Below are 25427 nucleotides of genomic sequence, written 5' to 3' on the forward strand. Positions count from 1 at the left end.
TGGAAAAATACAGAATGCACAGCTCAAGTGCTAAAATACCGAGATATGACGGACGCGTAGCTCAGCTGGATAGAGTACCTGGCTACGAACCAGGCGGTCGGAGGTTCGAATCCTCCCGCGTCCGCCATCTTATTCTTAAAGATGGGAAATACTTCACTCAAGTAGTAAAACATGAGTTAAATGCCGACGGAAGTCGGTTTTTTTGTGCCCAAATTTCAGTATCTCATTACATATTATGAAGGTTGTGAGCAAGCTGTTTTGATAAAAGGCTATAAACTCGGCACTTAAAGGTTTTCTTTCCACATAGTACTCCCGCATCCGTCATCTCTTTAGCAGCGATCGACTTTTAACTCAACGTCTGCATTACAATGCAATTGAAACAGTAAAGAGCAAAGGCATGCTGCTCAAAAGATTGGAGTTCATTACACCACCCCTTATAACGTGAAGCCTACTGGTTTAGTGGTAGTACAGTTTAAAGGTTATGAAAAACGGAAAAAACAGTTCTTTTTTCGCTTTTGGTCAGGCATATTTCCCCGTGTGTAAAGTTGCTCGAGAGGTATTTTGTGTATAAACATCACTATATTATTTTCATATGTGTTTTTCTGTTAGCGGTTTTGAAAGTAAATACCTCAATTGCAATTGAGGTGGGAGCTGCTCGAACGGCGCAGTATTTACCGTTGCTTAAAGGAAAACGAGTAGGGTTGATAGTCAATCAGTCTGCTCAAGTCAATGGCGTACATTTGGTTGATATGTTATTGGCTAACAACATAGACGTGATTCGAATATTTTCACCTGAGCATGGTTTTAGAGGGGATCAAGATGCAGGTGCTTACATTGATAGTAGTATTGATTCAAAAACAGGGATCCCGATAGTTTCCCTTTATGGTAAGAAAAAGCGCCCTTCTCTGGATGCGCTGCAAGATATTGATGTGTTGATATTTGATATCCAAGATGTAGGTGTACGCTTTTATACTTACATTAGTACTATGCATTATATGATGCAATCAGCCAAAGACACTCAAAAAGAGTTTATCGTTTTTGACAGGCCAAATCCGAATATCCATCATGTAGCAGGCCCTCTGCTAGATAAAAGGTTTCGTTCATTTGTCGGTATGCATCCCATTCCAATTTTGCATGGGATGACAGTTGGGGAACTTGCTATGATGATTAATGGCGAGGGATGGTTATCTGGGCATGAACAACTCAGTTTAAAAGTAATTTCTGTTGCAAACTACAGTGCATCAGACGAATATACGCTGCCAATCTCGCCCAGCCCTAATTTACCGAATCAACAGTCAATTTATTTATATCCATCATTGTGCTTATTTGAAGCCACGGCGGTATCGGTGGGTCGAGGTACGGACTTTCCCTTTCAAGTTTTTGGCCACCATCAAGTCAATTTGGGGTCGTTTAACTTTTCTCCTCGCTCAATTATAGGTGCAGCCCGTTATCCTAAACTAGAGGGACAGGAAGTATGGGGGATGGATTTAAGAAATAGCACAGTTAGAGGCTTTGATTTAGGGTGGCTTTTTTCGGCTTATCGTCAATTTAAACAGCAAGGACAGCCTTTTATTATTCATCCTGACTTTTTAGACAAGCTTGCAGGCACTAATATTATTCGCCTTGCTCTTGAGCAGGGTTTAAAAGTACATCAATTAGAAGCGCTTTGGGAGAAAGAGTTAGAGACATTTAAAAAGCGTAGAGCGCCTTACCTACTTTATGATAGATAAGGCGCCTTAATTCTATACGTTAAGCATGTCGCTCATGTATTCATTGGAGCGGTCAGCCCTACGTTGCCAGTGCAAGTTTGACTGAGCCAATGCGATAAATAATACATCGATTAAGTATCCTAGTGAGGCTCTAGTAAGCACTGCGGAGTGTTTAATGGCTTCGGTTTCTTGGATGCAGTATAGGCAGCTGTCGGCATAATTCGCTAACTCGCTATGACCGTAGCGGGTTAGCGCTAAAATCTGGCATTCATTATTTTTGGCTTGCTGCGCTAATTTGACTACGCTTTTTACAACACCTGAATTGCTCAAGAAAATCACTAAATCATCTTTACCCATTGTCGCAGCGTAGCTAGAAGCACTAAGCTCATCAACATGTGTAACAGCACATACGCCAAGTTTTTGCAGCTTCAAAGTTAAGTCTTGCGCCATAGTATGTGTAGAACCTATCGCACAAACCATCACTTTTTTTGCTGCTTTAATAGATTGAACTGCTTGTTCAAACAACTCAGGAGTATTTAGCTTGCTGGTGGCTACGAGCGTTGCTTGTTGATTTGCGATCAACTTCTCTGAAATATGCGCAATTGAATCATTCTGATCTATTTCATTTGATAACGGAGTATCTTCTTGAGTTTGTTCATTAAGTGCATCAACGACGGCCAATTTAAACGCCGGAAACCCCTTATAGCCAAGTTTTTGAGCGAACTTAACTACACTTGACTGGCTTACGCCAGCTGATTTTGCAAGCTCAATAGAAGATAAACCGCGAATCTTGGCGCCAGACTTTAACGTAAAGTCTGCTAACTTCGCCTCACTCTGCGAGAGCGTTGGCTTTAAAGCCTTTATTTTTACAAAAGTAGACATGAGGATCACCTGGTAACTAAAACTAACTTAAACTGTCCATATTATAGGTTCAATTGGAACGATGTGATAGATTGTTTAGGAATATTATTGCGTTTTTTGATTTATGTGGTACTGGTTGAGGTACTTTTGTTGCATTTGTGAAATTGAAAACAGGAAATGCTTGTTTTTTAGACACAAGTATTTAAGCTAAAACGTTCAAACTTTGCGTGCATAAGATAGCGAGCTGAGAGTCGCAAAAATTGCTCAGCTATTGATACCACTGCGATAACTCTGAGTCAAAAAATTACAATAGGGAAACTATGTCTTGGTATTCTATTTTGCCACCACTGATTGCCATTGCAGTCGTGTTTTGGCGCAAAGAGGTCATTTTGGCCCTCATTTTAGCACTTGTCTCATCCGAATTTCTGCTGGTACTAAACACCCATGACCAGTCAATTTTTGCCACTTTTACCAATAGCATAGAAAGAATTATTGATGTCGTTACCTCTGCCGGAAATAGTCGAATTTTAATTTTTAGTATTGTGATAGGGGCTTTGTTGGCCTATATCCGTGAGTCGGGTGGCGTATCGGCAACAGTGCAAAAACTGATGAATATAGGGGTCGCAAAAACAAAGAAGCAGGTTGGCTTGCTAACTATGTTTACCGGCATCGCAGTATTTATCGAATCAAACATGAGCGTGTTGACGTCTGGTATTGTATCGAGAGGGTTATTTGATAAATTTAAGATGAGCCGTGCAAGGTTGGCGTATGTTATTGATAGTACAAGTGCTCCAGTGTGTATTCTAATATTACTAAACGGTTGGGGGGCGTATGTACTGGGCCTGTTGAGTAACTACGAGTTGGAGCAATCAGCAGTCACAATTTTGTGGGGCAGTGTGGCATTTAACTTTTACGCCATCATAGCGCTCATTATCGTGTTGTATACCATTGTATTTGACAAGGTTCATGGGCCCATGAAAGTGGCTGAAGAAAAGCTAGAACAGCAAGAAGTCTCACTGGATGCAGGGCCTCACGCTTCTAAAGCTCGATTTATGCTCATTCCCTTAACTACGCTTATTGTGAGTATGGTAGGCTTTATGTATTGGACCGGGGACGGCGTTTTAGCCAATGGCAGTGGTTCAAAATCCGTTTTGTACGCCACAATGTTATCGTGCGCAATAGCATACAGCTTATTGTTAGCTGAAAAACAGTTTACCCACCATCAGCTTGTTGATATTGGTTTTAAAGGGATGGGGGAGCTTCTTCCATTGGTCTGTATTGTACTACTGTCACTGACATTGGGGGCGAGTTTAAAAGAGCTTGGTACTGGCGTATTTGTGGCACAGTTGGTCGGAGCATACCTTCCCGTGTACTTCATTGTTCCAGTATTGTTTCTGACTGGGGCCGTAATGTCTTTTACAACGGGAACTTCGTGGGGCACATTTGCGATATTAATTCCAATCGGTGTGCCTCTTATCCAAACATTGGGTTTGCCGCCCTCACTTGTGGTTGGTGCTATATTAAGTGGAGGTATATTTGGTGACCATTGCTCACCTATTTCCGACACCAGCGCTGTTTCTGCACTGGCATCTGGGTGTGATTTATTGACTCATGTAAAAACCCAATTACCCTATGCGCTAGTAGGTGGTGTACTTGCATTTGCAGGGTATTTTATCGCCAGCTTGATTATGCTCTAAGGGCATGCATGTAAATTATTCCCTTCGGTAGGGGCTGCAATTTTTAAGAGCTGTCCCTGATTATTTCTACTCAGTGCCAAGAGCACACCTTGTTCTAGTTGTGCATCGTGCATCTTTGGTACATTCAGCTCATCCAATACACTTTTACGTACTTCAATCAGTGTGGCATTTTGACAATCAGCGATAAACCATGCGCCATCTTCACTATGAATCAGCTTGCCATAAGTCTGATGGATCTCAGTTAAGGTTGCCTTAGCGCCTTCGAGTGAATTATCCAGCTGCTGCTTTTGTTGCGCAATAGTCGTGAGGTATTCACCTTCTACGAGGTTATGAGTTTCAATAGATTGATATTGCTCGGTATTAAACTCAGCTGGTTCTATCTTAGTGAGAAATAGTTCGAAATCGTTGAGCGTATTTTGTAAGGACAGACTACCAATTAAAGCCACCGCACAACATGAAGTTGCCCAGGCTGTTGTGCGGAGCCAAAATTGACGGGTATGCTTACGGTTTTCTATTCTGCTCATCCTTTTTAGGCGGCGAGTCTGTTTTGCCGACATTCTTTGCTGACGTTTGGCATTCGAGTATGCCTGCTCAAGCTCATTCATTGTGGCTCTCCTAAAATCGTTTTAAGTTGCTGCTTTGCATAACGTAAGCGCGTTTTAACGGTCTCGGCATTCGTATTGGTAATATCGGCTATTTGTTTCAGTGAAAAGCCTTCTAATTGTAAGCTAAGCGCCTCTTTTTGAGTATGAGGCAATGTTTTAACTGCTTGGTAAAGGCGCTCAGAACTTGCTTCTGAAAAGCTGTTGTCTAGTGTTAATTCGCATTGAATGGTTGCGTTTTCATCTAATACCAAGCGGCTCTGTTTGCGAAGTTCATCGATAAGTGCATTTCGAGCTACTTTAAATATATAGGCCTTAGGTGTGCTATTAGATTGATAGTAGTGGCGCTTTTCAACAATGGTCAACCAAGTTTTTTGGCAAATGTCTTCAGCTACCTCAGGCGTACTTTGTGTGCATAAGTAATGATACAGATCTGGGTTAAAGTTATCGATCGCCTGTTCTAGGTAGCGATTTTCACCGCATTTTTTGAATTCATAAAGCGGATCTTCTGCATCAGTTTTATGCGGGATAAACCAACTTTTAATGGCTAATAGCATGCACTCTCCTAGATTATTGTTAATTGTAATTGGTTGTTCCATTGTGCGCTTGCAAGCCACTCATTTTTCGATGAGTGGCTCGGTCGCTATTATGACCCTTGAGCTAATTTAAACTCTAACATAACTGACTGGCCAGTTTGTACTGTTGGTTTGCCATTGACCATTTGCGGGCGATACTTCCAACGCTTCAATGCTTTTAACGCCGCGCGATTAAATATACGTTTTGGCTCGGCGTTTACGACTTGAGCGTCGATCACTTGTCCGGTTGGTGAAATGCTAAATTCCAATTGCACCCATCCCTCGATACCATCTCGTGCGGCAGTTGCAGGATAACTTGGGTCAACTCGTACAAGGGGTGTAGCTTGTGCATCCGTTACTTGTAAAGTATTACTCATGACAATGGGCGCACTGGTGATTTGATGATCTAACCCGATGTTGATGTTGGCACCCGGTATATTGGTTGGCTGAGCTGCTGGCTTCGGTGGTGCTTCAGGTAAAGGTTTCGGCTTAGGCGGCAGACTCTTGCGCTCTTTTACTGGTGTCTCTTTGATCTCTTGAGATATAAAAACATCAATATCAGGCATAGGTTGGTCCACCAGCTGTCTCTCCTGACTGATAAGTTGCTGCATAAATGCAAATAGCCCAAATGTCACCACAATGGCACCAATGAAAGAAAGCACGAGTTTATTTAACTTGTGATAAGGCGCTGGGTACTGGTCTGTATTTACTGTCATTGTCATATTTAATCTCCCCTTTTTAACCTTAAAACGCGCTAGGTCAAAAAAAGGGGTGATTTTTTTTAAATTTTATTTTTATCCATTTAGAATACTCATTAATTTTGGTTCTGGACGTGATCAATGCAATTACAAGAAATAGACAAAAGTCGCTATCGTAATCATTTAAATAAAGTTATAGGCGCATGCATTGCTGCATTGACAATTGGCAGCTTAGGAATTGCGCAAACTTTAATCTTGCTCTTTCCTGATGCTGATGGCAGTCATTTTCATTGGAACCTGCTTGGGGTAGTAATTAGCTGCTCTGTTATTTTTTATGTTTTGAGGCGAGTTAAGCTGCACCCTTTTATGGTAGAGGTTGTGTATGTTTGGGAGTTAAAACAAGCGCTAAACCGCATTACTAGAAAAATGCCAAAGCTGAAAAAAGCAGCTCAACAAGGTAATGTAAATGCCATGCTTGCAATACATTATAGCTACGCTGGCTCTCGTCAACTTTGGATGTTGGACGACAATACGATCACGATGGAAGAATTGGCGATTTGGCAAGCTGAGCTAGACGCATTAGCGGCCAAATATCAAGTCAGCTTGGATGCCGCTGACTACGACGAGGGCATATTGCGCGCATTCTAGGTCGAATAAATCGTAAAATTATTTTTAGAGGTCTTTTTAATCGAGTACATAGCCACATCTGCGCATTCAACGAGGCCTTTTAGACTTTGAGCGTGAAGCGGGAAGTGCGCAATACCAATACTAGCACTGACATTTAGCTCTAGCCGGTGGCCATTTTTTTCATATGTAATGGGCGTATTAATTTCGTCGAGCACCTGTTGAGCTAAATGGTTCACTTTTACGATATTGACTTCCTTTATCGCAATGACAAATTCATCGCCGCCCCAGCGGCTAACCAGTTCAGTGCTAGGCACAATGTGGCCGAGCCGTTTGGCCAATTGTTTTAATACCTCATCACCTGCATTGTGGCCATAAATGTCATTTACTGGTTTAAATTTATCTAGATCGATAAGCAGTAGACTAAATTGTGTCTCTGAATCGATCCACTCCATCAATGTCAGTTCAGCACCATAGCGATTATATAAACTGGTTAGACTGTCTCGCTGTGCTCTGTGGCTAAGCTGGTTTAGCATACTTTTCCGAGCGGTTATGTCTGCTAAGAATACCTGAAAGTACCACTGCCCATCGCTTTTTGTATTCAAAATGATAAGGCTCAACCACACAGAAGAAAGAGTTAAGGGGTTAGTAAACTCAAATTCAGATTGCATGACCTGTTTAAGTTTGATGCTGTTCTCAGTAAAGGTGTAGAGAATATCTGGTGTTTTGCAAAATTGTCCCAAATTTTCTGGAAACCGCTCCTCGCAATCAATTCCCATTCCAGCCAAAAGGTCTTTGGCTGCATCATTGGCCAGTGTAACTTCCCCTTGCTCTCTGACTAAAATGGTCGGCGAAGACGATCTTTCAAACATTAATCTAAAGCGTTTCTCCAATTTTTCAACTTCTACCCTAAGGCTACGTTCTTGTTCAAATAAAGTTTCAGTATTGGCGAGCATAATATTGATATCTTTGCCTATTTTCCCGATTTCATTTTGGTCATTTAAAGGATCAACATAAATTCTTTGTGCGCTGCCTGGCAGTACACTGGCCAACTGTTTACTCAAGTTACCAAGAGGACGGGAAATTAGGAAAAAGGCTAACACAGCAAATAGTAGTAGCATGGGCAGTACCACCACAAGTAATGTCTGCACCGATGAAAAGGCCGTATCTCTGGCATTTTGTTCTATATACAGGGTGTTAGGGACAACTCGAATAACTCCAATATTTTCTTGCAAGATAAATGGGTTAGGTAGGTAAAACGACAGCGCTCCAGTATCTTTGTAGAGAATACTCTTCGCGAGCACTGTTTGCTTGTTTGTCAGTGCTGCCGAAAGGATGATGTCATTGCTCACCAAGCCATTGACTACTTCATTAGCGAGATCTTTGTCTTCTAAATAGGCAGCAATTGATGCGGTTGAAGAGACGGTCTGACTTATTTGTCGCACAGTGCTTTCTAGGCGTTTGAGCTCTGTGTCAAACACATGATGGTAGTATATTTTCGCGTATACTATGGAAAATGCAAAAGTTGATAAACTAAGTAAAAGCATCAACCTAAAAATTAAACTGTGTCTATTGAACAAAACGATACACTACTTTGAGTTCATCTGTTACTGCGCTTGCAGGTAAGTAAGCAATCGCACTCGGTGTTGTTATTACTTTATCAATTATAGCTTCTGTTGAAGGATATGCTTGAGGGGGGGAGGCTTTACCACTAAATTTTACTCTCGACCAATATGCATTAATTTGAGAGATGCTTCTGCCAGTCAAAGCTTTGAAAAACACACTGCGTAAAGGGTGTTCCTTACGATAATCTAATGTAATGGCCATATGTCCATTTGGGAATGCAAGATACTTCCCCATATACATATCAATTAGCTGGCGGTGTGTGACTTTTTCGATAGGGTTATTTTTGTTGACCACGATGACGATTTCTTGCTCGGCGGATGCTTCAGCTCTTAAGCTGATGAGCAGCAAAAGTTTTATGAGGATGATTGTAAGTTGGGTTTTCATTAGAACACCCAATTTAGGCTAATGCCCAATGTATTGAAGTCCGTATCAAGGTTGGACCCTGTAAGCCCTTGGTGCAAATAAAATGCGGAGGGTAAACTTTCTGTATTGGTGTGATCCAATTGCACCTTGATTGCCAGCGATTCGGACAGTTCAGAGCGCAGAGTAAGCGAAAATGTACTTTGATCAATTAGATAGAAATTAGTGTGCCTGATGAGGGTGTTGTAAAGTAAATCTAATTGTGGTGTCGATACGAGCGGCCTAGCAGGTGTCCTGTTGTTTGATTTCGCTTGTGCAAACGTTGCCATTATTGTGTGGTCACCATAATAGGAGCCTACACCAATGTAACCTGCTGTTAGATCATTGAGAACCTGTGAATTTGAGTCAATATAAGACATTTCACTTTGAAAAAACCATTGATTGTTGTCGTAGCGTGCGCCAATGGCTGTGTAATCAAAACGTTTGCCAATGATATGAAGAGAGTCCAGTAAGCTAGCTTTAGTCGGCCACACTTCATCTGGGACTTGAGCAAGTGCAGCTTGTAATTGAAGTTGTTGTTCATTTTCATTGCCGGCTTTGGTGATGGTATGATTTACTCTTAGTGTCCAGTCGAGCGACTCCCACTGTAGTACCACTCCATATAGAGACTTTATTTCCACATCCCAAAAAAAGTTGTCGTCACTCACTATGGGGGCAGTTGAGCGACCTGCAAAAAATTTAGCACTGAGTAATCCATGTTCTTGTGAGAACGTATACTTGATGTCGGCTCCATCAATATTTTGATGGGGCACAATGGCGTAAAACTCGGTCGGCGGGTGATCAAATGTATAAGTGTAGCCAATGTCTCTGTGTTCAGTCATCATGAACAAATCGAGACCGGTTCTGCCCAGACGAATTTGCCAGTTTGCAGATGGTGAGTACCTTACAAAGGCCATTTGGAGGGCATTATCGATATTTTGTTCTTCATGATCTTTGAGCAGTACTTGGCCAACAAATTGAAGTTCGGGTGTAGCCTGCCATTCGAGTTGAAAACCCAGAGATGAGGTACTAAAACCAATTTCGTCTTTGTAAGTCGCATGAGGCTGTGTGATATGTTGTCTGATCCCAGCATTTTCGGAATCAGTCAGAGTCATGCTGAGCGTTGCGAAACCGTCGAACTTGAGCTCATTGCAAGCGCCATTGAATGATATGAATGATAATAGGAGTAACAGTAGGCGCATTAACTTCCAAACAGGTAAAATAAAAGTCATCTTGTCTGTAAAGATTAGTGCCTATATTTACATTTACCAGTTTTGTGTAAATGGGCTTGTAAAATGGGTCTACTGACACCATATCAAGAGATATAATATTATTTGTGATACTATCACATTTTTTTAAATTTGGATATTTTCAAGTCGTGGCTGAAGTAAGAGCAAGAGTTGAGCTGAATGTAGGGCAGCGTAGTCATATTCCTGCAGAAATCGTGTCTTTTGAGGGGCTCAAAGATGGCGAAGAACATGTTGCGTTGGTTTTTAATGGTGCGGATAAAAACCAAGAAGTACCACTAATTCGAATGCACTCTGAGTGTTTAACTGGCGACGTTTTCCATTCTTCACGATGTGACTGTGGCGAGCAGCTTAATGAATGTATAGAAGAAATGCATCAACATGGCGGTGTGTTACTGTACCTTCGTCAAGAAGGCCGAGGTATAGGTTTATACAACAAAATAGATGCCTATGTGCTTCAATCACAAGGGATGAATACCTATGAAGCCAATAACCATTTAGGCTTTGAAGATGACCTTAGAAACTTCTCCGATGCTGTACTTATGCTACAAGCGCTTGGTTTAGATCATGTTAAATTAATGACAAACAACCCTCGAAAGTTGAATGCACTGCGCAATGCAGGTATACAAGTTGAAAGCGTTGTGGGTACGCAGGCACATGTCAAAGCCGGTGAGTCGGGGAACCGCCATTACTTAGCGACTAAAGTTGAGCATGGCTCTCATATGCTAGACATTGACACAATCAATAAGCCTAAATCAAAGTAAGTTGAATTTTGCTTTGTTTGGCAAAGTGTCAGACAAAGCAAAATATGTATGTGGCTTTACTTTTAATAAGTATTTTTTAATTTAAAGTCATTTAGTGATGATATGCCTCACAAACGTCCTTTCAAGTACCTCGCCGAAACAGTATAATCAAGGCGATTTATAACTAAGTTAACCATTTATGTCTGCAGAATTTAGAACATTTAAAGCTGGTTTTGGTGTCAATTGGCTAAAAGCTGGTTGGGTTATTTTTAAAACTCAGCCTATGACTTTTATGATGATGTACATTTTCCTTGTCGTAGTTGGGTTGTTTCCATTTGTCTTACCTAACCCAATAGTACAAATGCTTTGCGCGCTGGCGGGGCCTTTTTTGACCGTAGGGTTTTACAATGCGGTTGTTAATTTACAGTCTGGAAAATCGATTATGCTTGCAGATATCCTGCAGCCATTTTCAGCCAAAGGACAGCGTCTCAACTTGTTTCGCTTAGGCCTATACCAGTTGGGTGTTGCCTTACTATTAGGCGTTGCGATGACTTTGCTGTTTGAGCCGGTGGTATCGGCAATGCAAAACCATAGCCCAGATCAAGACATGAATGCGGTGATGGCCGAAATTGCAGCTGCTATTAGTTTTTCAGATATCGCGATATTTGTTGCTTTACAGTCTTTAGCCATGATGGCTTTTGCCTATGCATTGCCGCTTATCTTCTTTAAAAAGCAAGCAAATATTCTTGCTGCGATGAAGCAGTCACTAAAGGTGTTCTATTACAATATGGCGCCTTTGAGTGTATTTGGTGGTATTGTTGCACTAATGGTTATCGCCTCTGCACCTCTGTCTCTTATTCCTTTAATCTTTATTATGCCCATTGTGTATATCGGCTTTTTTGTGTCTTTTCAGGCTATCTTTTCAGAGCAAATTATGACAAAAGCAAAAGATGATCAGAATAGCGATGATGATGATCAGCAACCTAAAACAGAGCAAGTAGGGCAAACAGGCCGGTTTGATGCTTAATGGAAGATAAAGATAAACAAAAAATCAAAAACTACGCTATTTGGCTGTTATCTAGACAAGAATATTCTCGCAAGCTTTTGAGCGATAAAATTTTACTTAAAGGCGCCAGTACCACTTATGCTGAAGAGCTCATCGAGTGGTTGAGTGAGCTTGGTTACATAGATGATGCAAGGCACTGCGAAAGCTTTTTGAATCGCCAACTTGCCAAAGGGTTGGGAGAAAAACGCGTTTTAATGGAAGCGACCAAAAAAGGCGTTGAGCGTACTCTGCTTCTTCAAACGATTGAAGAGAAAGAAATTGATTGGTACGCCATTGCACAGCAAACGTATGATAAAAAATACGGCTATGCAAATAAAGATTTAGACTATCAAGAAAGGTCAAAGCGAGTTAGGTATATGATGTACCGAGGATTTAGCTATGACCAAATAGATTTTGCTATTCAGGCGCAAGATGAAAATTAGTTTTCATAACAAGCAAACCGCCTGAGGCACAAGCAGCAATAAAGGGTGAATGATCACATGCAGCAAATGACTACCGCACAGATAAGGCAGAGTTTTTTAGACTTCTTTGCCAAGCAAAACCACCAAGTGGTGCCATCAAGTTCTTTGATTCCTGGCAATGATGCCACATTACTGTTTACTAACGCAGGTATGGTGCAGTTTAAAGACGTCTTTCTAGGCGCAGAAAAACGCCCATATAACCGTGCAACGAGCTCTCAACGTTGTGTAAGAGCCGGTGGTAAACACAATGACTTAGAAAATGTTGGTTATACTGCGAGACACCACACCTTTTTTGAAATGCTTGGTAACTTCAGCTTTGGTGATTATTTCAAGCAAGATGCAATCAAGTTTGCGTGGGAGTTTTTAACTGATGTTGTAAAACTGCCAAAAGAAAAGCTATTGGTCACTGTGTACCACACAGATGAAGAAGCTTACGACATTTGGGCAAACCAAGTGGGTGTGCCAGCTGATCGCATCATACGTATTGATACCTCAGATAACTTTTGGTCAATGGGTGATACAGGACCATGTGGACCATGTTCAGAAATTTTTTACGATCACGGTGAACACATTTGGGGTGGACCGCCAGGTAGCCCTGAAGAAGACGGTGACCGTTTTATCGAGATTTGGAACCTTGTATTCATGCAATACAATCGCCATGCAGATGGCACGATGGAGCCGCTTCCAAATCAGTCAGTTGATACAGGTATGGGTCTTGAGCGTATTTCTGCAATCATGCAAGGGGTTCACTCTAACTACGAAATCGACTTATTCCAAGCGCTTATCAAAGCAACTGCTACTGTTACGGGTGCGCAAGATTTAGAAGACAAGTCACTTCGAGTGGTTGCAGATCACATTCGTTCATGCGCATTCCTGATTGCTGACGGCGTAATGCCTTCAAATGAAGGACGTGGTTACGTACTACGTCGTATTATTCGTCGTGCTGTAAGACATGGTAATAAGCTTGGTGCACAAGGTGCATTTTTCTATAAATTGGTTGCGGCGTTAGCTGAGCAAATGGGCGAAGCTTACCCTGAACTGGTTAAACAGCAGGCGATCATTGAAAAAGTATTACGCATTGAAGAAGAGCAGTTTGGTAAAACGTTAGACCGCGGTCTAGCCATCCTTGAAGAAAATTTAGCTGGATTAGAAGGGGATGTGATCCCAGGCGATTTAGTATTCAAGCTTTACGACACTTATGGGTTCCCAGCAGATTTAACCGCTGATGTTGCGCGTGAACGTTTTATGACGATCGATGAAAGAGGTTTCCAAGAAGCAATGGAAGCTCAACGTAAACAAGCTCAGCAAGCGGGTAAGTTTGGCGCAGATTACAATGAGCAATTGAAGTCTGAAAAAGTGACAGACTTTAAAGGTTATGATGCCGTTCAGTACAGCGGTACTGTGGTAGAGCTGTTCTGCGAGGGAGAAAGTGTTTCTGAGTTAACAGATCAACAAAAAGGCATCGTTGTTCTAGATCGCACACCGTTTTATGCGGAATCAGGTGGTCAAGTAGGTGATACTGGTTCACTAGTCATTGCTGGTGGCGAATTTATAGTTACAGACACACAAAAGCTAGGTAATGCATTTGCACACCATGGTCATATTGTTGGCCGTATTGGTATCAACGATAAAGTAGATGCGAATATTGATGCTCACCGTCGTGAACGCATCAAGAAAAACCATACTGCAACACACATTTTGCATGAAGCGCTGAGACAAATTTTAGGTGATCACGTTGCTCAAAAAGGCTCTTTAGTGATGCCAGACCGCTTGCGCTTCGACTTTTCTCACTTTGAAGGTGTAACAAAAGAAGAGCTGATTAAAATCGAAGAGGCGGTAAACGCTGAGATCAGAGCAAACTTTGCACTTGAAACTCAACTTATGGACATTGACGAAGCGAAAGCAAAAGGTGCAATGGCTCTGTTTGGCGAGAAGTATGACGATGAAGTACGTGTTGTTTCTATCGGTGATTACTCTATTGAGCTATGCGGCGGAACACACGTAAAGCGTGCTGGTGATATTGGCTTCTTAAAGATAATTTCTGAAGGCGGTATTGCAGCAGGCGTTCGTCGTATCGAAGCCGTAACTGGTGAAGATGCAGTTCAGTATGTTGCACAGCAAGAAAAGGCATTATCAGATATTGCTGCACTAGTGAAAGGCGACAGTGCAAGTGCATTGGAAAAAGTTGCTGCATTACTGGAAAAGGCGAAAGGTTTAGAGAAGCAGGTTTCGCAATTGAACGACAAGTTAGCAGCTGCGGCTGGGTCTTCGTTGTTAGAGTCCGCAGTTGAAATAAACGGTATCAAACTCCTTGTTGCCAATGTGGCGGGCACTGAGTCCAAAGCACTGCGTGGTATGGTTGACGACCTCAAGAACAAAATGGGCTCAGGTGTTATTGCCCTTGGCGTTGCAAATGGCGACAAAGTGAGCCTAATTGCGGGTGTTACTAAAGATTTAACTGGCTCGGTAAAAGCGGGTGAGCTAGTTAATCATATGGCAGCACAAGTCGGTGGTAAAGGCGGTGGTCGCCCAGATATGGCGCAGGCTGGTGGTTCTCAGCCAGAGAACCTTGATGCAGCCCTAGGTAGCGTTCCTGCATGGTTGACTGAGAAAACGCAATAACCTGTGGCTTTAATTGTTAAAAAGTTTGGTGGCACTTCTGTTGGCTCAATTGAGCGAATAGAGGCTGTCGCCGATCTGGTTATTCGTTCTAAACAGCAAGGCCACCAAGTTGTGGTTGTGTTGTCTGCAATGTCCGGCGAGACAAACCGTTTAGTTTCACTTGCCAAGCAAATAGATGATAGGCCTAGTGCACGAGAACTTGACGTGCTTTTGACAACGGGTGAGCAAGTATCCATTGCTTTGCTGGCGATGGCTATTATCAAACGAGGTCACTCAGCTGTTAGTTTATTGGCTGATCAAATTGCCATTCGTACCGACAATATGTTTGGTAAGGCACGTATCGAGCATATTGACGTTGAACGCTTAAAACAAGAGCTCGAACACAATCGAATTACAATCATTGCCGGCTTTCAAGGTCGAGATTCGGAAGGTAATCTCACCACTTTGGGACGAGGTGGCACTGATACTTCGGCCGTAGAAATTGCAGCGGCGATTTCTGCTGATGAATGTCAAATCTATACCGATGTGGATGGTGTTTATACGACAGATCCTCGTGTGGAGCCTCGTGCTCAGCGCATGTCGCAAGTGACATTTGAAGAAATGTTAGAATTGGCGAGTTTGGGTGCTAAAGTTTTACAGATCCGCGCTGTAGAAGCGGCTGGACGCCATAATATGCCTCTTCGCGTATTATCGACCTTTAATCCAGATTCTGGAACATTAATAAGCTATGAGGAACCAGAAGTGACCTGCAAAACTGTATCAGGTATTGCTTATCAAAAAGATGAATCCTTACTTATTATTCGACAAGTACCTGAGATCCCATCTTCTTTAGCAAAAATTCTAACTCTACTTGCCGAATATGACATTGAAATTGACATGATCAGTCAAATTAATCATCAAGCAGGCAAAATAGACTATGCTTTAACTGTACATAGCAGTGAATATCCGCAAGCGTTTGATGTGCTGACTACAAATCGTGATGATTTACAAGCAGCCAGCATTGAAGGCAATGCAGAGGTTGTGAAAATATCTGCTGTGGGTGTCGGTATGAAGTCGCACTCGGGTACTGCTGGGGTGTTTTTTCAAGCATTAGCTGCTGAGAATATCCAAGCGCTTTTAGTTTCTACTTCAGAAATAAAAATTTCAGTTTTGGTAGAAGAGCGCTATCTTGAACTAGCCGTTAGAGCACTGCATGGTGCATTTGGACTAGAAAATGTTGAATAAGCAATAATTTTGCTTACTTTTACATGAAGTTTTAATTAAAATGAACTTGACGCGGAATCTTTTAAATTTTGGAATAACAGGAGCAAGAGAATGCTAATTCTAACTCGCCGTGTAGGCGAAACCCTGATGATCGGTGATGAAGTTACAGTAACAGTACTTGGTGTGAAAGGTAATCAGGTGCGTATCGGCGTAAATGCACCTAAAGATGTTTCAGTTCATCGTGAAGAAATATATATGCGAATTCAAGCGGAGAAATCTAATCCGTCTACAGGCAATATGTAATTAAGAAAAACTAACTTATTGCTTAGTAAAGAAAATAGCCGCTGAACAGTGGCTATTTTTTTGCCTTGCTGATAATGAAGCTTAAAACTTCATCATTAAGTACTTTGCTTGATATGTATTGGTTATGGCGTTGTTGTTGAATGATGATCCCTTGCTCTGTTTTAACCACTTTATGAATATCTTGCCATTTTACAGAAAACGCACGATACGGGTTTTCTGCTGTAATGCCTTCTTCATCAATAGTCAGGCTAACTTTTGAGCCACTTGCCCTACTGAGCATTTGTCTCGCAACCCACCATGGGCGCTTATAATAAAAGGCAACGCCTTCCAACACTCCGAGTAAAAATAGAAAGTTCCCCAAATAAGCTTGGTTTAACAGGTAGTGGGATAAAAAGCCCAACGATATAAGAAACGCGATAAGCCCGTATTTAGGCTTATGGTGCTGGCTCATTTTCACCGATTCGTCAAAACATTCCTGAAAATAGCGTTTATCTAGGGTGAATTCACTTTGAAACACGAGTAATCCTCAAGTTAATAACCATGAAATTATACGTGGTTATCTTGTCAGTTTAAATCTTATTTCTTGCAAACAGGTGTGAATACCTGCATAGCGTGAGTACCTAATTCAGAACATTTAACTTGGACTCAGTCTAGCAAGGGCAGCGTTTTCATTGAAGTTTTGTTGTTCTGAGCAGTATTGCATTATTTTTATCTCTCATTTTGGTATTACCAATTTTGAGTGGGTTGTTTTTAGTGCAAAAGTACTGAACATATTTATCAAAGAACGGATATTTTTTATCGATATCTTGAGTATTTTTCATATTTATTAGGCTTTTAATCCATTATTTTGCCATGCTAGATGACTAAGTGTGTGAATTTAAAACAGAAACAAATAATGGTAATACCAATTTACAAGTGACTTTACATGAATAAATGTTTTGATATGATGTTTGAATAAATATTTACAAAAGTTGCCTATCTATTTCCTTGTGTGGGCATTCATAAACAAATAAATAACAACTAAGGGGGCACAGATGGAGATCAGCGATTTGCTTTTGCAGGCAGCCAATCTCATGTTAACAGGCATGGTTGGCGTATTTATCTTCTTATCAATTCTTATTTTCGCCGTGAAAGGGTTATCGAAACTCAGTACATCGGAACAAAGTCCTGAGCAGCCTAGGGTTAAATCAAAATCACAACGCCAAGACACCTCAGGTGTTCCTGCACAGCATGTTGCCGCCATAAGTGCCGCAATTGCGCAATTTAGACAAAATAATTAAGGGGTACGCTATGTCAAAATTAAAACTCACAGAGTTGGTGCTCAGAGATGCCCACCAATCTTTATTGGCAACTAGAATGCGCCTTGAGGACATGCTTCCAATCGCAGAAGAATTAGATAAGGTAGGGTATTGGTCAGTTGAATCTTGGGGGGGCGCCACATTTGATGCATGTATTCGCTACCTTGGTGAAGATCCTTGGCATCGCATTCGAGCGCTCAAAGAGGCAATGCCGAATACCAAACAGCAAATGCTTTTGAGGGGACAAAACTTGCTCGGTTATCGTCATTATGCTGATGATGTTGTTGAGAAGTTTGTGACGCGCGCTCATCAAAATGGCGTAGACGTATTCAGAATTTTTGATGCCATGAACGATGTAAGAAACCTTGAAACGGCGATACGTGCGGCTATTAAAGTTGGCGCCCATGCTCAAGGCACGATTTCTTATACTGTTAGCCCAGTACACAATTTAGAAAAGTGGTTGGCACAAGCAAAGCAACTTGAAGAACTTGGGTGTCACTCTATCTGTATCAAAGATATGGCTGGCTTGTTAAAACCATATGATGCAGAAGTGTTAATTTCAGAGTTAAAACGAACCGTGTCTGTGCCTATTGCTATGCAATGCCATGCAACGACTGGCTTGAGTACTGCAACATATCAAAAAGCGGTAGATGCTGGTATTGATATGCTTGACACAGCCATCTCTTCAATGAGTATGACTTATGGTCATAGTGCGACCGAAACACTGGTTGCCATCGTTGAAGGAACGGAAAGAGACACGGGACTTGAGTTGGGTCAATTGGAGTCTATAGCAGCTTATTTTAGAGATGTTCGTAAAAAGTATGCTGCATTTGAAGGTAGCCTCAAAGGCGTTGATGGACGTATTCTCTCAGCTCAAGTACCTGGTGGCATGCTCACGAACATGGAAAACCAGCTAAAAGAGCAAGGTGCAGGAGATAAGCTTGATGAAGTACTGAGTGAAATTCCTCATGTGAGAAAAGATCTCGGTTTTATTCCATTGGTTACACCTACATCTCAAATTGTTGGCACTCAAGCAGTATTAAACGTACTGACGGGAGAGCGCTATAAAACCATTACCAAAGAAACCGCCGGTGTACTAAAAGGCGAATATGGTACAACGCCAGCACCTGTTGATGAGAATTTACAGAACCGAGTATTGGAAGGGGCTGATGCGATTACCTGCCGACCAGCAGATCTATTAAAGCCTGAACTAGACAGTTTAGAGCAAGAATTGCTATCACACGCTGAACAAGAAAATATCGAGTTGGCTGCTGATGTGGTTGATGATGTTCTAACTTATGCGTTATTCCCTCAAATCGGCCTTAAATTCTTGAAAAATAGAAACAACCCAGATGCATTCGAGCCAAAACCGAGTTTGGTGACTGCTCAAAACCAAGAACCTAAAGTAGATAAAGCTACAACAGCAAGCAAACAGGGTAATGAGCGTTACAGCGTCAGAGTTGATGGTAAGGTATATGATGTTGTGGTTGCCGCTGGCGGCGAGTTGAAAGAAGTTGCAGTTAAAGACAGCGAGCTTATGCCACAATCAGCATCTGTGAGCTCCGGAGAAACTTTAAATGCACCACTTGCAGGTAATATTTTTAAAGTGCATGCAAGGCCTGGTGATGATGTAGTGCAAGGAGATGTAGTTTTGATCATGGAAGCTATGAAAATGGAAACTGAAGTACGCGCCACGTCAAACGGTAAGATTGCAGATATTTTAGTGTCAGAAGGCGACTCAGTCTCTGCAGGCGACGCGATTATAGAAATGGCTTAGGGCGGGCACTGATATGGATGGATTATTGAACTTGTGGCAAGCAACAGGGCTTGCCAATTTGACTTTCCCTGCTTTATCCATGATAGCGGTTGGCTGCGGGTTACTGTACTTAGCCATCGCGAAAGGGTTTGAGCCGCTACTTTTAGTGCCTATTGGGTTTGGTGCGATTTTAACAAATATCCCTGTGGCTGCATTGGCGGAGCCGGGTGGATTGCTGTACTACGTGTATTATATTGGAATCGATAGTGGTGTTTTTCCATTGCTCATATTTATGGGCGTAGGTGCGCTTACTGACTTTAGTGCTTTGATCGCAAACCCGCGTATGCTATTACTTGGAGCAGCCGCTCAGTTTGGTATCTTTGCCACCTTATTTGGCGCAATTTTATTAAATTTCATTCCAGGCTTTGAATTCACACTACAAGATGCTTCGGCGATAGCAATCATCGGCGGCGCTGATGGTCCAACAGCTATTTTCCTAGCCTCTAAGCTGTCTCCTGAGCTTTTAGGCGCGATTGCGGTTGCTGCGTATTCTTATATGGCATTGGTACCAATTATTCAGCCGCCCATTATGCGTTTACTTACCTCTGAAGAAGAGAGAAGTATTGCAATGCCACAGTTAAGGCCTGTGTCTAAGAAAGAAAAGGTGCTGTTTCCATTAATGGTACTAGGGCTGACGCTGCTATTTTTACCAGCTGCATCACCACTTGTGGGTATGTTTTGTCTGGGTAATTTGATGAGAGAGTCAGGAGTGGTCGATAGACTGAGTAATACAGCTCAAAACGAGCTAATTAATATAACGACTATTTTCTTGGGCTTGGCTGTTGGTTCGAAGTTGGCTGCTGATCAGTTTTTAACGGTAGAGACTTTAGGGATTTTATTACTTGGCGCCTTGGCATTTAGTATTGGTACCGCATCAGGCGTTTACATGGCAAAGGTCATGAACCGTGTTTCATCCAACCCGATTAATCCTCTAGTCGGGGCTGCAGGGGTGTCTGCTGTGCCTATGGCTGCTCGAGTGGTCAATAAAGTTGGACTTGAATCAAACCCTCATAACTTTTTATTAATGCATGCAATGGGTCCAAATGTTGCTGGCGTACTCGGTAGCGCTGTTGCGGCAGGTATCTTGCTTGCTTTAGTCGGTTAACAACACTCTCTCCAACCTTTTTGTGGGGCTTCGGCTCCACAGTTTTTCTTCCCTTTTAATCGCTTTATCTAGTTAGTATAAATAACGGGCCAAATATAACGCTTCGTGATATAACTTGTACGATTAACTAAGTTAGAGTGGCTTTATGAATATTGTTGTTATCCTAGTTTGTTTAGTAGTTGCATTGGTGATCTTGATTCCACTACTCGAAAAGTACAATAAGAGAATTGGACTCGATAAAATGGAAAAATACAGCAAGTATATTATTCCATTGGCTATGGCAGGCATTGTTGTAAATATGATTTATTCAATGGTACAAGACTAGTAAACGACCGTCATAGGGCAGCGCTGAAGCATTACCCTATGACTTTAATCACCGTGTTAAAGTGCTGATTGCTGCAAAAACTGTTGAATGAATTCAGTGGCTTTTTGGTAGGCCTGTTCTAATTCATCCCTAAGCTGTATCAGCTGATCACTTGATAGCTCTTCTTCTTTACAGCGCATTTCGAACCCTTCTGCCAGTTTGGCAACCTGCTCAGCACCAATGGTTCTGGAGATAGATTTGAGTTGATGGCAAGCTTCTATAATTTCACTTTGACTCGATGAAATCACAGCGCCATTGATATCTCTCGCTAACTCGCTACTTTGCTCTAAATACATTTTGAAAAAGCGCAGTCTTTTGGCGTCATCTTCATTCACGTACTTGTTGAGTTGATCCATATTGATAGGCGACTCTGGCGTAGGCTCTTCTTCTAAGTGAACCTCATTCACTGCAAGATCTAATTCAGCCGATGGCGCTGATGAATGCTCAGCGATTGGCTTTTCAACGATTGGCTCAATGACCTGAGCTTGCTGCTCACTGTTCTCACCAGTGGTGATATCGTGCTCAAGTACAGACTCAATAATCGCTTCTTCAGCTTGTTCTGAAGCGCCATATACAAGAGGCTCCGGTGTTACTTCGGGAATGGTTGGCACTTCTGGTTGCGAAGCTGGGCCTGCCTCTATTTGTTTAGTGGTATCTGCAACCTTGGGTTGTGTGCTGGCTCCCACCTTAGTGCCGGTAGCTGATTGCCATTTATCTAATGTGGCTTCAAGTACATTTAGTTCAACTGGTTTAGTGATATAGTCATTCATACCTGAAGCTAAACAGCGATCTCGTTCACCTTTCAAGGCATTCGCAGTGATGGCAATAATATAAGGCTGAGCATTTATATCAGGAGCCTGTTCCGCAATATCGCGAATTTTTGTCACCATGTCATAACCAGACATTTTCGGCATATGTAAATCTGTGAGAACAACTGCATAGTGGCCTTTTTGCCACATTTTGAGTCCTTCCTCACCATTTTCAGCCACTTCCACACCGTATCCAAGTAAATGTAATTGGTCAGTAAGTACTTGTTGGTTCAGTACGTTGTCTTCTACTAATAGCACTAGCTTGTTTTCTGCTTTTGCATCTTCAGTGTTCAAATAACTATTCATTGAACGAGAAGGCTTCAATTGCTTAGGTTTATGTAATCCAACGGCAACTAATACCGCAGTCATAAAGCTAGTTTTGCAAAGTGGTGCGGCATTTAGATAGAAAATATGGCCGTGGTTTAACGCGGACTCATCCATTGTACTGAGAACAATAACTTGCTGGTCGTTGTGCTCAAGAGAGTACAGTAAATCACGCAGCTGCTGGTTGACCTTGTCCATGCCGTCGAGGCCGTCAAGCACCCACACAACGTCCTGTTCATACTGATGCTCGCCCATTTCACTTGCTTCATGAACAACGACTGAGTTCGCGCCCATGAAGGAGAGGTAACGAGCTAGAATCGCGCGGCGATTTGGGTTGTGGGTAAAGGTGACAACTTTTCTACCTTCTAATACACCTTTATTTGCGTATTCAACCTTTCCGCTAATGCTAAACGGAAGTTCAACGACAAACTCACTACCCATACCAATATCAGATTGCACATTGATAGAACCCAGCATCAATTCCACTAAGCTCTTACAAATAGAAAGCCCTAAGCCTGTGCCACCATACTCACGAGTAATCGACCCTTCGGCTTGGATAAACGGATTAAAGATTTCTCTTAGTTGGGCTTGGGTCATGCCTTTACCGTTGTCAGTGACCTTAAACCTGAGGGTGTAATGTTCGGACGTGTTTTGTGCAACCTCGACGGAGATTTTAACAAACCCCTGCTTGCTTTCGTCGGTTGATGTGAATTTGATAGCGTTGCTACATAGGTTATAAAGTACCTGTCGAACGCGAACAGCATCACCTACAAGGTTACTTGGAATATCAGGCGCGATAGCAAGTTGTAAATCAAGTTTGCGTTTCTTCGCGACAGAAGAAAGCACTCGCGCAACCTCTTCAATTGTTTCTGACACAGAAAAGGCACTGCTGTCGATCTGCAATTTACCCGCTTCGATTTTAGAGAAATCTAGAATATCGTCTAAGATGCCCAGTAATGAAAACGCTGAGTCACGAATAATAGTCGTCAGTCGGTGCTGAGCGCCATCAAGTTCAGTTTGGCGCAGCAAATCGATGGTGCCGATAACGCCGTTCATTGGCGTTCTGATCTCATGGCTCATCGTGGCTAAGAAAGTGGTTTTGGCCTCACTCGCACGCTCTGCGTTTAATGTTGCCTTTTCGAGTGCTAACGTACGCGCTTGGACCTCAGTTTCTAAGCTGGTTTGCAGTTGTCTCAATTCGTTCTGTGCAGCTTGATTCCCTTTAATAATATCTCGGATTTGATTGATCAGTGAATTAATACCAATAGACGTTTGGGACAAACCAAAGCTCAGGTTTTCAGTGATGTGAACGTCATAGTCTTTTTGTGCGACTAAATGATCTAGTTCGGAGTTTAGTAATTTTAATTCTTTTGCTAATTTACCAACGACTTGCTTTTTCAAGAATAATGCAAAGGCAATGGTGAGAATGAGCGCAACAAACGCCAATAGATAGCTCATTGGGTTGTCTTCTGGTGCCGCTACCTGTGGTGCAGTATAAACTAAAATCAATTCACCGACGGGCATGTCATCCAAAGTCAGAGGTTGATGCACAATAGTCTGATCATTAACTGTGAGTTTTGTGCGTTGCTTTATAGGTGCAACAGGGAAATCATCAGTTTGAAACACTAGGCTAGGTTTACCCATGCCACTGTCTGCATACAAGTAGGCATTGATGTCTGGGTTACCTGCTTTAACCGAGGTCAGCATTTGTTTGGCGTAGTTGTAACCAAGCTTCATCATTGTATTGCTGAGTGGCGCCGCGAGGTCTTGAGCCTGCAATACGAGATCCGGTTGGCTATGAATTGTGGTTTGTGTTTGCTTTGGCCATAAATAAGCAGCAAGTGCTGAAACACTGGCAATTATTAAGGTTACAAAAACAAACAGTGGCACAAAGCCTTTGATCTGTGCTTGTGAAGAATTTTCCATTGAAATAATCCGAGCAAATAGCTTTCAAATCGAGTTTTTATGAATAAGTGTTAATCCTATCACCTACAGTGGATGATTTCTCTACGTTTTTACTTCTTTATTACGGTTTATGGTTAATGAAAGAGTGGGTGGTATGTATGATTTTCATCCTTTTTTAGCTGGTTTTTGCCTATTTTGCATGAATTGTGCGCAAACAAATTATATTGCAAAAAAATAGTTGACTTGAAAGGGTAAAACTCGTTTAATACGCCGCACGCCCAGATAGCTCAGTCGGTAGAGCAGAGGATTGAAAATCCTCGTGTCGGTGGTTCGATTCCGCCTCTGGGCACCATTTTCGGTGCGCCGACTTAGCTCAGTTGGTAGAGCAACTGACTTGTAATCAGTAGGTCATCCGTTCGACTCGGATAGTCGGCACCATTACTTCCAAACGAAGTAAAAAATTTTGAATTTTATATGGCATCTATTAATAAGCCATATAAAATCAGCGTAAAAAATGCCCAGATAGCTCAGTCGGTAGAGCAGAGGATTGAAAATCCTCGTGTCGGTGGTTCGATTCCGCCTCTGGGCACCATCTTAATTGATGGTGATATGTAGACACATTGAAATTAAGAAACGCATTTTCAATACAAAAAATTATTCAAAATTTGTGCTTGTAACGAATATTTTGAAAAGTGTATTTAAAATCCGTTTTGGATTTCAGATTGAAAGAATATTTGCCCAGATAGCTCAGTCGGTAGAGCAGAGGATTGAAAATCCTCGTGTCGGTGGTTCGATTCCGCCTCTGGGCACCATTATTTAGGTGCGCCGACTTAGCTCAGTTGGTAGAGCAACTGACTTGTAATCAGTAGGTCATCCGTTCGACTCGGATAGTCGGCACCACTTATTCTTTAGAAGTAAAAATTAATTATGCCCAGATAGCTCAGTCGGTAGAGCAGAGGATTGAAAATCCTCGTGTCGGTGGTTCGATTCCGCCTCTGGGCACCATTTTCGGTGCGCCGACTTAGCTCAGTTGGTAGAGCAACTGACTTGTAATCAGTAGGTCATCCGTTCGACTCGGATAGTCGGCACCATTTACTCTTCAGAATTAAAAACACACATATATTCAAGTAGTTTATAGAGCTATTTTGAACTATATAGAAATTCTATTTTGAATTTCAAATATTGAAAGAATATTTGCCCAGATAGCTCAGTCGGTAGAGCAGAGGATTGAAAATCCTCGTGTCGGTGGTTCGATTCCGCCTCTGGGCACCATTATTTAGGTGCGCCGACTTAGCTCAGTTGGTAGAGCAACTGACTTGTAATCAGTAGGTCATCCGTTCGACTCGGATAGTCGGCACCACTTATTCTTT

At 42.0% G+C, this 25427-nt stretch carries 22 protein-coding genes and 10 tRNA genes; 23 read left to right on the plus strand and 9 right to left on the minus strand.

Translation table 11 applies throughout. The features are described from left to right. Nucleotides 1-50 precede the first annotated feature (50 nt). Nucleotides 51-127: transfer RNA gene (locus N475_RS19550), tRNA-Arg, on the plus strand. 487 nt (nt 128-614) lie between these two features. Beyond that, nucleotides 615-1730 (plus strand): exo-beta-N-acetylmuramidase NamZ family protein, encoded by a 1116-nt coding sequence (locus N475_RS19555; RefSeq protein WP_227008384.1) that lies wholly within the window; start codon nt 615-617, stop codon nt 1728-1730. 12 nt (nt 1731-1742) lie between these two features. Here the strand turns inward: N475_RS19555 and N475_RS19560 are convergent, their stop codons facing one another. After that, nucleotides 1743-2591, minus strand: a complete 849-nt coding sequence (locus N475_RS19560) for a MurR/RpiR family transcriptional regulator (protein ID WP_063359325.1) — start codon at nt 2589-2591, stop codon at nt 1743-1745. A 299-nt stretch (nt 2592-2890) separates the two neighbouring features. Between N475_RS19560 and N475_RS19565 the strand changes: the two genes are divergently transcribed. Further along, on the plus strand, nt 2891-4267 hold the full coding sequence (locus N475_RS19565) for a Na+/H+ antiporter NhaC family protein (RefSeq protein ID WP_063365826.1): 1377 nt from the start codon (nt 2891-2893) through the stop codon (nt 4265-4267). Here the strand turns inward: N475_RS19565 and N475_RS19570 are convergent. From N475_RS19570 to N475_RS19580, 3 genes are all read right to left on the minus strand, one after another. Further along, nucleotides 4264-4872, minus strand: a complete 609-nt coding sequence (locus N475_RS19570) for a hypothetical protein (protein WP_063359323.1) — start codon at nt 4870-4872, stop codon at nt 4264-4266. The two genes, N475_RS19565 and N475_RS19570, sit on opposite strands and share 4 nt — an antisense overlap. Further along, nucleotides 4869-5426 (minus strand): RNA polymerase sigma factor, encoded by a 558-nt coding sequence (locus tag N475_RS19575; RefSeq protein WP_063359322.1) that lies wholly within the window; start codon nt 5424-5426, stop codon nt 4869-4871. Before N475_RS19575 ends, N475_RS19570 begins: the two co-directional genes overlap by 4 nt. Before the next feature lie 89 nt (nt 5427-5515). Continuing rightward, complete coding sequence (locus N475_RS19580; protein WP_063359321.1) at nt 5516-6166, minus strand: energy transducer TonB; 651 nt, start codon at nt 6164-6166, stop codon at nt 5516-5518. 117 nt (nt 6167-6283) lie between these two features. Here N475_RS19580 and N475_RS19585 point away from each other — a divergent pair, with 117 nt between their 5' ends. Further along, complete coding sequence (locus tag N475_RS19585; protein WP_063359320.1) at nt 6284-6790, plus strand: DUF3087 domain-containing protein; 507 nt, start codon at nt 6284-6286, stop codon at nt 6788-6790. Here N475_RS19585 and N475_RS19590 read toward each other — a convergent pair. The 3 genes from N475_RS19590 to N475_RS19600 all read right to left on the minus strand — a co-directional run bounded on the left by N475_RS19590 (nt 6787) and on the right by N475_RS19600 (nt 9993). Beyond that, nucleotides 6787-8211, minus strand: a complete 1425-nt coding sequence (locus N475_RS19590) for a sensor domain-containing diguanylate cyclase (protein WP_227008385.1) — start codon at nt 8209-8211, stop codon at nt 6787-6789. The genes N475_RS19585 and N475_RS19590 overlap by 4 nt on opposite strands. Before the next feature lie 124 nt (nt 8212-8335). Next, on the minus strand, nt 8336-8776 hold the full coding sequence (locus N475_RS19595) for a type 2 periplasmic-binding domain-containing protein (RefSeq protein WP_063359318.1): 441 nt from the start codon (nt 8774-8776) through the stop codon (nt 8336-8338). Next, on the minus strand, nt 8776-9993 hold the full coding sequence (locus tag N475_RS19600) for a hypothetical protein (RefSeq protein ID WP_063365828.1): 1218 nt from the start codon (nt 9991-9993) through the stop codon (nt 8776-8778). The genes N475_RS19595 and N475_RS19600 overlap by 1 nt, the downstream gene beginning before the upstream one ends. Nucleotides 9994-10169: 176 nt before the next feature. Between N475_RS19600 and N475_RS19605 the strand changes: the two genes are divergently transcribed. From N475_RS19605 to csrA, 6 genes are all read left to right on the plus strand, one after another. Next, complete coding sequence (locus N475_RS19605) at nt 10170-10802, plus strand: GTP cyclohydrolase II (RefSeq protein WP_063359316.1); 633 nt, start codon at nt 10170-10172, stop codon at nt 10800-10802. A 178-nt stretch (nt 10803-10980) separates the two neighbouring features. Then, nucleotides 10981-11808, plus strand: coding sequence for a BPSS1780 family membrane protein (locus tag N475_RS19610; RefSeq protein ID WP_063359315.1), 828 nt, complete (start codon nt 10981-10983; stop codon nt 11806-11808). Continuing rightward, nucleotides 11808-12269 carry a regulatory protein RecX gene (locus N475_RS19615; protein ID WP_063359314.1) on the plus strand — a complete coding sequence of 154 codons (462 nt, stop codon included), beginning with the start codon at nt 11808-11810 and terminating at the stop codon, nt 12267-12269. The genes N475_RS19610 and N475_RS19615 overlap by 1 nt, the downstream gene beginning before the upstream one ends. Before the next feature lie 57 nt (nt 12270-12326). Beyond that, complete coding sequence (alaS, locus tag N475_RS19620; protein ID WP_063365829.1) at nt 12327-14930, plus strand: alanine--tRNA ligase; 2604 nt, start codon at nt 12327-12329, stop codon at nt 14928-14930. A gap of 3 nt (nt 14931-14933) precedes the next feature. Next, the gene (locus N475_RS19625; RefSeq protein WP_063359312.1) at nt 14934-16154 is read left to right on the plus strand and encodes an aspartate kinase; all 1221 of its coding nucleotides are present in this window, start codon (nt 14934-14936) and stop codon (nt 16152-16154) included. Between the two features lie 90 nt (nt 16155-16244). Then, the gene (csrA, locus tag N475_RS19630) at nt 16245-16436 is read left to right on the plus strand and encodes a carbon storage regulator CsrA (protein WP_063359311.1); all 192 of its coding nucleotides are present in this window, start codon (nt 16245-16247) and stop codon (nt 16434-16436) included. A 52-nt stretch (nt 16437-16488) separates the two neighbouring features. Here the strand turns inward: csrA and N475_RS19635 are convergent, their stop codons facing one another. Further along, nucleotides 16489-16953: a YcxB family protein gene (locus tag N475_RS19635; protein WP_063359310.1), complete on the minus strand. Its 465-nt coding sequence runs from the start codon at nt 16951-16953 to the stop codon at nt 16489-16491. Nucleotides 16954-17470: 517 nt separating this feature from the next. Between N475_RS19635 and N475_RS19640 the strand changes: the two genes are divergently transcribed. The 4 genes from N475_RS19640 to N475_RS26115 all read left to right on the plus strand — a co-directional run bounded on the left by N475_RS19640 (nt 17471) and on the right by N475_RS26115 (nt 20980). Beyond that, on the plus strand, nt 17471-17716 hold the full coding sequence (locus N475_RS19640) for an OadG family protein (RefSeq protein WP_063359309.1): 246 nt from the start codon (nt 17471-17473) through the stop codon (nt 17714-17716). Nucleotides 17717-17726: 10 nt separating this feature from the next. Beyond that, a complete protein-coding gene (gene oadA / locus N475_RS19645; RefSeq protein WP_063359308.1) occupies nt 17727-19511 on the plus strand; it encodes a sodium-extruding oxaloacetate decarboxylase subunit alpha in 1785 nt (594 codons plus the stop codon). Between the two features lie 13 nt (nt 19512-19524). Beyond that, nucleotides 19525-20655 (plus strand): sodium ion-translocating decarboxylase subunit beta, encoded by a 1131-nt coding sequence (locus N475_RS19650; protein ID WP_063359307.1) that lies wholly within the window; start codon nt 19525-19527, stop codon nt 20653-20655. A gap of 145 nt (nt 20656-20800) precedes the next feature. Further along, nucleotides 20801-20980, plus strand: a complete 180-nt coding sequence (locus N475_RS26115; RefSeq protein WP_063359306.1) for a hypothetical protein — start codon at nt 20801-20803, stop codon at nt 20978-20980. A gap of 56 nt (nt 20981-21036) precedes the next feature. On the opposite strand, the gene N475_RS19660 is transcribed toward N475_RS26115, so the two are convergent. Next, nucleotides 21037-24078 (minus strand): hybrid sensor histidine kinase/response regulator, encoded by a 3042-nt coding sequence (locus N475_RS19660; RefSeq protein WP_063365830.1) that lies wholly within the window; start codon nt 24076-24078, stop codon nt 21037-21039. A 255-nt stretch (nt 24079-24333) separates the two neighbouring features. Here N475_RS19660 and N475_RS19665 point away from each other — a divergent pair. The 9 genes from N475_RS19665 to N475_RS19705 all read left to right on the plus strand — a co-directional run bounded on the left by N475_RS19665 (nt 24334) and on the right by N475_RS19705 (nt 25417). Next, a tRNA-Phe gene (locus tag N475_RS19665) sits at nt 24334-24409 on the plus strand. 10 nt (nt 24410-24419) lie between these two features. Continuing rightward, nucleotides 24420-24495, plus strand: a tRNA-Thr gene (locus tag N475_RS19670). A gap of 78 nt (nt 24496-24573) precedes the next feature. Beyond that, nucleotides 24574-24649: transfer RNA gene (locus tag N475_RS19675), tRNA-Phe, on the plus strand. Between the two features lie 144 nt (nt 24650-24793). Then, nucleotides 24794-24869: transfer RNA gene (locus tag N475_RS19680), tRNA-Phe, on the plus strand. 12 nt (nt 24870-24881) lie between these two features. Then, nucleotides 24882-24957, plus strand: a tRNA-Thr gene (locus tag N475_RS19685). Between the two features lie 29 nt (nt 24958-24986). After that, nucleotides 24987-25062, plus strand: a tRNA-Phe gene (locus tag N475_RS19690). A gap of 10 nt (nt 25063-25072) precedes the next feature. Next, nucleotides 25073-25148: transfer RNA gene (locus tag N475_RS19695), tRNA-Thr, on the plus strand. Between the two features lie 105 nt (nt 25149-25253). Beyond that, nucleotides 25254-25329 (plus strand) — tRNA-Phe (locus N475_RS19700). Between the two features lie 12 nt (nt 25330-25341). Next, nucleotides 25342-25417 (plus strand) — tRNA-Thr (locus N475_RS19705). The last annotated feature ends 10 nt before the right edge of the window (nt 25418-25427 follow it).

The organism is Pseudoalteromonas luteoviolacea DSM 6061, assembly GCF_001625655.1.
Classification (GTDB): Bacteria; Pseudomonadota; Gammaproteobacteria; order Enterobacterales; family Alteromonadaceae; genus Pseudoalteromonas; species Pseudoalteromonas luteoviolacea.